The sequence below is a fragment of the Micromonospora sp. CB01531 genome, from assembly GCF_001905095.1.
GTDB lineage: Bacteria > Actinomycetota > Actinomycetes > Mycobacteriales > Micromonosporaceae > Micromonospora.
In genome coordinates this window covers 22,283-29,930 of the sequence record NZ_LWLS01000125.1, presented here as the reverse complement: position 1 = coordinate 29,930, position 7,648 = coordinate 22,283, and the positions used below count along the sequence as shown (strand labels likewise).

Here is a 7,648-nt window from a genome sequence, read left to right as displayed (position 1 = left end):
CGTGCGGATGACTCCGGACGGCGAGCGGATCGGGCCGGTGGTGCGTATCGCCAGCGACCCGGTGGAGTTCGCCGCGCAGGTCAGTTCGTGGGGCGAGGCTCCTGAGGTGGTGCTGGAGGCCACCTATGGCTGGTACTGGGCTTCCGACGTCCTCGCCGAGGCCGGCGCCACGGTGCACCTGGCTCACCCGTTGGGGGTGAAGGGTTTCGCGTACCGGCGGGTGAAGAACGACGAGCGTGATGCCGCGGACCTGGCTGATCTGCTGCGTATGGGCCGCCTGCCTGAGGCGTGGATCGCGCCGCCGCAGGTGCGGGCACTGCGGGAGTCGGTACGGCACCGGGCCAAGCTCGTCGCGCTACGTTCCGGGCTCAAGGCACAGGTCCACGCCGTGCTCGCCCGGCAGGGCGTCACCCTTGCGCCCTCGGACATGTTCGGCGCCGCCGGCCGGCGACAGCTCGACGAGCTGCGGCTCGATCCACCGTTCCAGGCCCGGGTGCTGTCCCTGCTCCGGCTGATCGACGCGTACACCTTCGAGATCGACATGGTCGGCAAGCGGGTCAGCGCCGAGCTGAAGCATCATGCGGGGTTCAAGGCGATCCAGGCCCTACCCGGCGTGGGCCCGGTGCTGGGCGCGGTGTTCGTCGCCGAGATCGGCGACATCACCCGTTTCACCCGCCCGCAGCAGCTGTGCTCCTGGGCCGGCATGACACCCCGGCACCGCGAGTCGGACACGAGAGTCCACCGTGGGCGCATCACCAAGCAGGGCAACCACCTCGTCCGCTGGGCCGCGGTCGAGGCCGTCCAACGCGTCCACCACGGTCCCCTCGCCGCCACCAAGGCCCGGCTGGCTGCCCGGCGGGGCAACAACATCGCCAAGGTCGCCGCCGCCCGCGAACTACTCGCCCTCGTCTTCTACGGCCTCCGCGACGGACGCATCCGCTGCCTGGCCACCACCCCGGCATGAACACCCCCGGTCCCGGCGCGGCCAGGCGCGAGGTCGTTGTCTGTCTGACCCCCGCTGGCGTGGTCGAGTGATTCTGATTGACCCCGCCTGGCCGCGGCCGTTTCACTTCATGCCACAAGGACAGCCCCCGCGTGGCGAAGGAATGACCGGCACCGGGACCCCCGGGCTGCCAAAGCGTCCGCACTACCGGACGGTGAAGAACACGGCCACCCCACAACTTCACCAGTGAGAGTCTCCCGGCGCACCGATTCTGCGCCCCACGGGATCGGCGTCAAGACCAAGCCGCTGACGCGGTCGACCTCCGGTCGAGTCTTGACCCCGACCCCTTACCGGCGTTTGTCAGCACCGAGCCAGGAATCGACACAAACCGGTCGCAGCAGTCCAGCCAAGAAGGGTTGACACGCCCCCGCTGCTTCAGGAATGACAGACAGGGGTCACGCAGAGCGGGCAGGTCTTCCACACCACGCGCGCGGAGAACGGGTCGTGGACGGCCTGGACCAACGTGAGTGCTGGCAGGCAGGGTCCCGGCCCGAGCGTCGCCACGGCGGTGTCGTGCACCGTCACGAACCAAGGCCTGCAGGTGGTAGCGCTGGACACGAACGGGGGTGCCGGGGCACCTCCTACGGACAACAGCCGGCTCATGGGCCTCCTCGTGGGATCGAGTGATGAGTAGCTCACCGATCGTCTTCCACGACGTCGCGATCGCCGCCAACGTCGACAACATCTCCGCGGGCCTCGTCGCCCTCGATGCCTGAAGTGCCGCGGTGGCCGAGACGATGACGCTGTGGCGGCGGCGGAATACGACGCGGCGAAGGCCGCCGGTGAGGGACGGCGATCCTGCGCCGGGAGGGCATGTACCACTGCCACATCCTGGAGTGGCGTGCCGCGCGCGGCGCCGGTACCGCCCTTGCCGGCCCGGGTACGATCTCTTCACGCCTGCCCGAGCCGCCCAGCGTCTGCGGGGTCGGCGCCGGAGGCCCTGGGGAGCACGATGCGCCGTCACGGTGCAGCCGAAGGAGGCGTCCATGCGCGTCGACACGTTCCTCCGTACCCCGATCAGCGCCGACCAGCAGACCCAGCTGCGCGAACTGGCGGTCACCGAGGTTCCGCTCGACGGCGACCCGAAGCCGGGTGACCCGTTTCCGCAGACGCTGGAGCTGTCCTTCGACACCGACTCCCCAGGCCGGCCCGTGCAGATCGCGCCGCTGTGGGAAGGAGTTCTGCAGTTCGTCCCGGACAGCGTCGCCGGTAACCCGACCGTGCCGGGTGAGGTCGTGCCCGGCCGCTACGACAAGTGGTCGGTGACCGGCGACCTGGTGCTGAAGACCCCGACCATGGTGCACGAGGACGCCTTCGGGCAGCATCTGCCCGGCTTCGATCCCGTGCCGCAGCTCGTCCGCTACAGCAAGGTGACGCTCACCCGCGAGTTCCTGTTCACCACCCTCGCGTCGGTGCCGCGACGTCGGTTCACCCTGGGCGGCGTCAGCGTCGCCGAAACCGACCCGCTCCACCACCAGAAACTGGTGATCAGCTTGCTGTCCGGTACCGGCCGGCTCTGGATCACCGTCGACCCCGCCGACCCGGCCCGCGACACCGCCGCCCTGCCCATGCCGGTGATCGCCCCACCAGCGGCCGGCGGGAAGACCCGACTGCGGCTGACCGTGGCCGCCACCAGCTTCGAGGTGCTCTCCCCGACCTGGTTCGACCAGCGACCCGCCTACGACGACCTGCCCGGCGAACAACTGGTCCCGCCGGCCCTGCGCACCCTCACCGACCAGCTCACCAACCCGGCCCACCCGGCGCACAGCGTGATCTCCGCGTGGGCGCTGTTCCAGGCCGCCCCGGACGCCGCGTATGCGCCGGACCACGCGGCCGCGCCGCTGCGGGCGGCGCTCGCCGCGCCCCGCCCCGACGGGCGACGCTACCGGCGCCTCGAACTGCGCCGCCCGCCCCTGCCCGGCCCGGACACCGGCGCCGCGCCCCGCCGCCCGTACCCGGCGCATCAGCTGTGCTGGCGGCCCGTCGGCGGCGGGGCGACGGAGTCGCTGCGGCTGCCGCTGTCCGGTGTGGTCCACCTGCCGCTGGCCGACGACACCTACCGGTTCTGGGTCATTCCCCGCTCGGCCGACCCGTCCGCGGTGCTCGCCGGCGACCAGGTGCGGCTGAGCCTGCCGCCCGCACTGCCGCGCCTTGTCGGCGCCCCGCCGCAGCCCACCGTGGACGTGCCGCTCGGCGCCGCCCCGGCCGCCGCCATCGACACCCATCTGCGGCAGTACGACGCGGCGATGGTGTGGGAGAACTACTGGGCGGTCGCGTCCCGGCAGAAGCAGCTGCAGGACAAGGCCGGCGCGCACTGGAACGTCGACGCTCACCTGGCGTGGATCGTGCCCCGCAACGTCCGCAACCGCCCGCAGAGTGCCCTGTACGCGCTGTTCCGGGAGTCCGCCGGCCGGCACGGCCTGTCACCGGAGTTCCTGCAGGTCGTCTTCTTCGGCGAGGGCGGCGCAAACGAGCTGCCCGCCTCTGGCGCGTTCAACGCCAACGAGGTGCTGCAGGCGTACGACTTCGTCGGCCTCGACCTGATCGTCTACCGCACCGGTCGGCTGCCCGCAGGCCGGCCGGCGATCCCGCCGGAGGTGCCGGCCAGCGCGGCCGACGAACGCGCCGAGTACATGTTCAACCTGGTCACCGCCGGGTACGTGGACCCGGCCGTGGCGTTGGCGGTGAACTGGGACCGCACCGAGGTGCGCACCGAGGCGGGATTCACCCGCAGCCTCGAGGTGGGCACGGTCAACGGGTGGGCGGCGGCGATCGAGCTGGTCGCCGCCGAGCTGCACGCCCGGCTAGACGAGATGACCGCGTACCTGGCCGGCAAGGTGCCGCCGGTCGCGGTGACCGATGAGCTGAGCCGCCGGTTCCTCACCTACGCCCGGTTCAACTCCCGCCCGTCCACCGCCCGCGCCCTGGCCGACAACCTGTCGGCGAAGCTGCGCCCGTGGGTCGGCTCGCCGCCGCCGGACAACACCAACGTCCACTTCAACACCATCCAGCGGCTGGCTGTCGCGCAGTGGCACGACCTGGCCGGCGCGTACCGGGACGCCTGACCGTCGCGACCCGGCCCGGCGGGGTCACGGCACGGGCGGCAGGCCCTCGATGATCCGCCGGGCCAGGTGGCGGATCTCCGCGGCGGACAGGTCCAACGTCTCGGTTATCACCTCCGCGGCCACCTGATCGGCGCTACGCCGCCCGGCCGTCTCGGCGCCCTTGGCCACGACGAGGTGCCGGCGGGCCCCGCTCAGGCCGATGATCCGGCCGCGGCCGGTGGCGGCCGGGTCGTAGACGAACTCCCGGCCGCCCACGGCGATCCGGTCACCCACCTCCAGTTCGTTCTCCATCCATTCGAACAGCTGGCTGATGCCTTCCTGGCCGCCGCGCGGTCCGGCCTTGATCTCGAAGACGTCCAGCACGATCAGATTGCCGTTGCGTTCGACGGTGATCAGGTCGTCGGTGAACTCCTTGGACATCTCGGTCACCCCGTCGATCCGGCGTACGCCGGACTGCAGCTTGGCGGCGCTCTCCCCGACGAGGCGGCCTCTGAGGACCCGGTCCTTGTAGCCGTCGGCGAGGATCTCGCCGATGTTGCCGGTCAGGTTGCGCAGCACCCAGTCGGGGACCTGCCCGGCCTCGATCATGCCCTGGTGCCACAGTTCGGTGAGCTTGCGCTGCAGGCGGGGCAGGTTGGCCGGGCTCAGCAGGGTCTGCAGGTAGCCGGTGACCCGCGCCGGGGTGAGCCCGGGCGGCTGGATCAGCGCCGTGATCGCGGTCATCGTCGTCGGCCGGGGCCGAGCCACCACCACGACGTGGCGGGGCACGGCGACGCCGTTGCGGATGGTGGTGTACTCGGTCGTCCAGATCCGCACCCCGGAGCGGGGCGCCACCCCGGCGAGGGACCGGGCGAACGCCGGTGACTCGGTCACCACGACCCACTGGCCGCCCTGGCGCAGCCGGTCCACCCGCTGCGTCACGAAGGTCACCGGGTCGGGCAGCTGCGCCGGATTGAGCAGCTCCTCCCGGGCGACCGTGCACTGGTAGCCGGCCGGCAGATCGGTGACGCCGCCCTGCACGAACCGGCCGTTGCCGGCCACGACCGCGTCCACGCCCGCGTTGCGGGCCGGCGCCACCACCGTGGTGCGCCGGCCGGCGGCCAGCTGCTCCAACCCCCAGCCGATCTCCGGGTCAGCCGCCCCGACCACCAGGTACTCCCGCACCGAACGGGGAGCGATGCTGGTCACCGCCTTCCTGGCGCCCTTGAGCACCGAGGTCGCCGGGACGCTCTTCGCGGCCCCGCCCTCCAGCAGGTTCCGAGCCGCCTTGCGCAGCAGCAGCACCGCCTCAGCGCGACGCACCTCGTCGACCGCGCTGATGATCAGGTTCCGCAGGCTGCGCTGCGACATGCGCAGTTCGCTGCTCAGGCTCTTGAACGCGCGACTGCTCAGCCGCTGCTTGTTCGCCAGCTCCGCCGCCGCGGCCAGCTCGGACACCTTCGCGCCGGCCGACGCGGCGCCCGGCAGCGCGGCGGCGACGGCGGCCGGCGCGGGGATGGCCCGCAGAAACGGCACCCGTACCGAGTCGGCGGCGATCTGCGCGGCCAGCGGACTGGTCGCGGCCCTGCCGATCGCCGCCCGCCGCAGCTGCCGTCCCACATCCGCGCCGAGCAGCAGGAAGTCGACCAGGGACAGCGCCAGCCCCCGCCACGCCGCCGTGCGGGCCTCGGCGGCGTCCTCGGCGGCGGCGAGCTGGAACCCGCCCGGTGCGTCCAGGGCGGCCATCACGGCCAGCAGCTCCGCCTGCTGGAACCCCTGCACGACCCCGACCGCGCCGATCGCCGCGGACAGGCTACCGGCGGCGAGCGCGACCGGCGGCTCGACCAGCCCCAGCACCAGCAGGAGCACGTTCGCCAGCTCCATGCCCAGCTCGCCGGCAAGGTCCCGCAACTGGCCGACGAGCAGTACCAGACCGATCATGCGGCGCTGCTCGTCAGTGAACGCCTCGATCACATCCGGATGGACCGGGGCCAGCCGCCGCGCCGCAACCGGATGCGCCGACAGCAGGTACCCGCGCAGCTTCGCCACATTGTCCAGCCGCTCGTCGAGCGCGGCGAGCACCTTGCGCGACGCGTCGCCGTCCAGCCCGCCGGCCAGCTCATCAGTGAACTCCCCGAGCTCCGGGGCCTCGTCCTCGTCCCGGTCGATCGTGATGAACAGCGGCGCCAGCGGCTCCGCGGCGGCAATCTCGCCGATCCGCGCGGTCAACCGCTGCGCGCTGCGGCTCTCCGCCTCAGTAGGTTCCCGATCGCCGAGCACCCAGGCCAACAGCGCCGCCTCGTGCAACAGCGGGCGCAGCTCGGCCGTCTTCGCCCGCAGCGCGCCGCCCGGCTCCGGCAGCGGCAGCGGCGCGTCCGTCGGCTTGAACCGGCGGCGCTGCGCGTCGAGGGTCCGTTCGGCCAACATCAGCCGGGCCAGGGTGTAGTCCAGCGCGGTCTGGGTGAACAGCGCGCCCAGCGGCAGGTCCGGGCGGTAGACGTCGCCGTCCCACGCGTCGTCGCCGCGCGCGTGCAACTCGGCCAGCCGCAGGTCGGCCCGCAGCCACACGCCGGGGTCGTGGTCGGGATACTCCGCCGACAGCCACGGCGCCCGGTGCGGCATGCCCGCCAGGCAGAAGTACCGGCCGCCGCCGGCCCGCAGCACGTGCCCCTCCGCGGTGGTCAGCGCCACCACCCGCGCGTCGGCCCCCTGCGTGGTCAGGTCGGTGCGGGCGGGACCGGTGCCGGACAGCACGTCGGCATACGTGAGGTTCGTCGACAGCGCGCACGTGTAGTGGATGCGCGGCACCACGGCGGTCGCCCGCAGCACGGCGGTCGCGACGCCGGTCAGCCGGGCCTGGGCGATCGCCTGCTCCTCATCCAAACATCCGGCCAGCGGCGCCAGCACCGCCCCGGCGCGCACGTCCTCGTCGTCGCCCTCGTGGCGGGCCACCACCACCCCGGTCAGCTGCCGACCGACCTCCACATACGCGTCGGCCAGCTCCTGCGCGTCGGTGGCCCCGCGGACCAGCGCGGCGACCCGCCGCTGCGGCTCCGCGTACGCGCTGCTCCACAGCATCTCGCCCAGCACCGCCAGCGCCGCCGGCGGCGGCTCCACCTCGTCCAGCCCGCCGGCCGGCCGGTCGTCATCGCCGAGCGCGAGGACGGTCAGCACGTCGGCGTAGCTCAGCTCGTGCGCGGTGATCTGCCGGTCCAACGCCAGGAAGCCCACCTCCGCCGTCCGCGGTGACATCCGCAGCTGCTCCTTGACCAGCAGGTTCCGCACCGCCTCGGCGGCGCGGACCGCCGCCAGCACCCGGGCGTCCGCGGCCCGTAGCCGCTGCACCGCCGCCGCCCCGTACCGGCCGGCGAGCTGCCGCAGGAACGCCGGCGCCGACTGTGGACAGGACGCCTCCAGACCGGCGACACCGCCCAGCGGCAACAGGAATCCCGACACGTCGGCGGACGGTTGCCGATTCAAATAGGCACCGAGTTCGACATCCCCCATGCGGCTGACACCGGTGGTGGACGTGACGACAGATTGCACCGGCTGACTCATTGGAATCCACCCACGCCTTCTATGCCTGGCCGTGGCTCCTATG

General features: G+C 72.6%; 3 protein-coding genes. 2 read left to right on the top strand and 1 reads right to left on the bottom strand.

Annotated features, from left to right (window positions below; translation table 11 throughout):
* Window positions 1-964: IS110 family transposase (locus A6A27_RS37660; protein WP_158074132.1), on the top strand; the 964-nt coding region annotated here is incomplete at its 5' end.
* A 1,025-nt stretch (window positions 965-1,989) separates the two neighbouring features.
* Entirely contained in the window at window positions 1,990-4,068 is a 2,079-nt protein-coding gene (locus A6A27_RS37650) for a hypothetical protein (protein WP_143194390.1), read from the top strand.
* Between the two features lie 24 nt (window positions 4,069-4,092).
* Here A6A27_RS37650 and A6A27_RS37645 read toward each other — a convergent pair whose 3' ends face one another.
* Complete coding sequence (locus A6A27_RS37645) at window positions 4,093-7,503, bottom strand: hypothetical protein (RefSeq protein ID WP_143194389.1); 3,411 nt, start codon at window positions 7,501-7,503, stop codon at window positions 4,093-4,095.
* Window positions 7,504-7,648 lie beyond the last annotated feature (145 nt).

Excerpts from the sequence above, each read along its gene's own strand:
- A6A27_RS37650 (WP_143194390.1), top strand. The coding sequence starts at position 1,990 with ATGCGCGTCGACACGTTCCTCCGTACCCCGATCAGCGCCGACCAGCAG.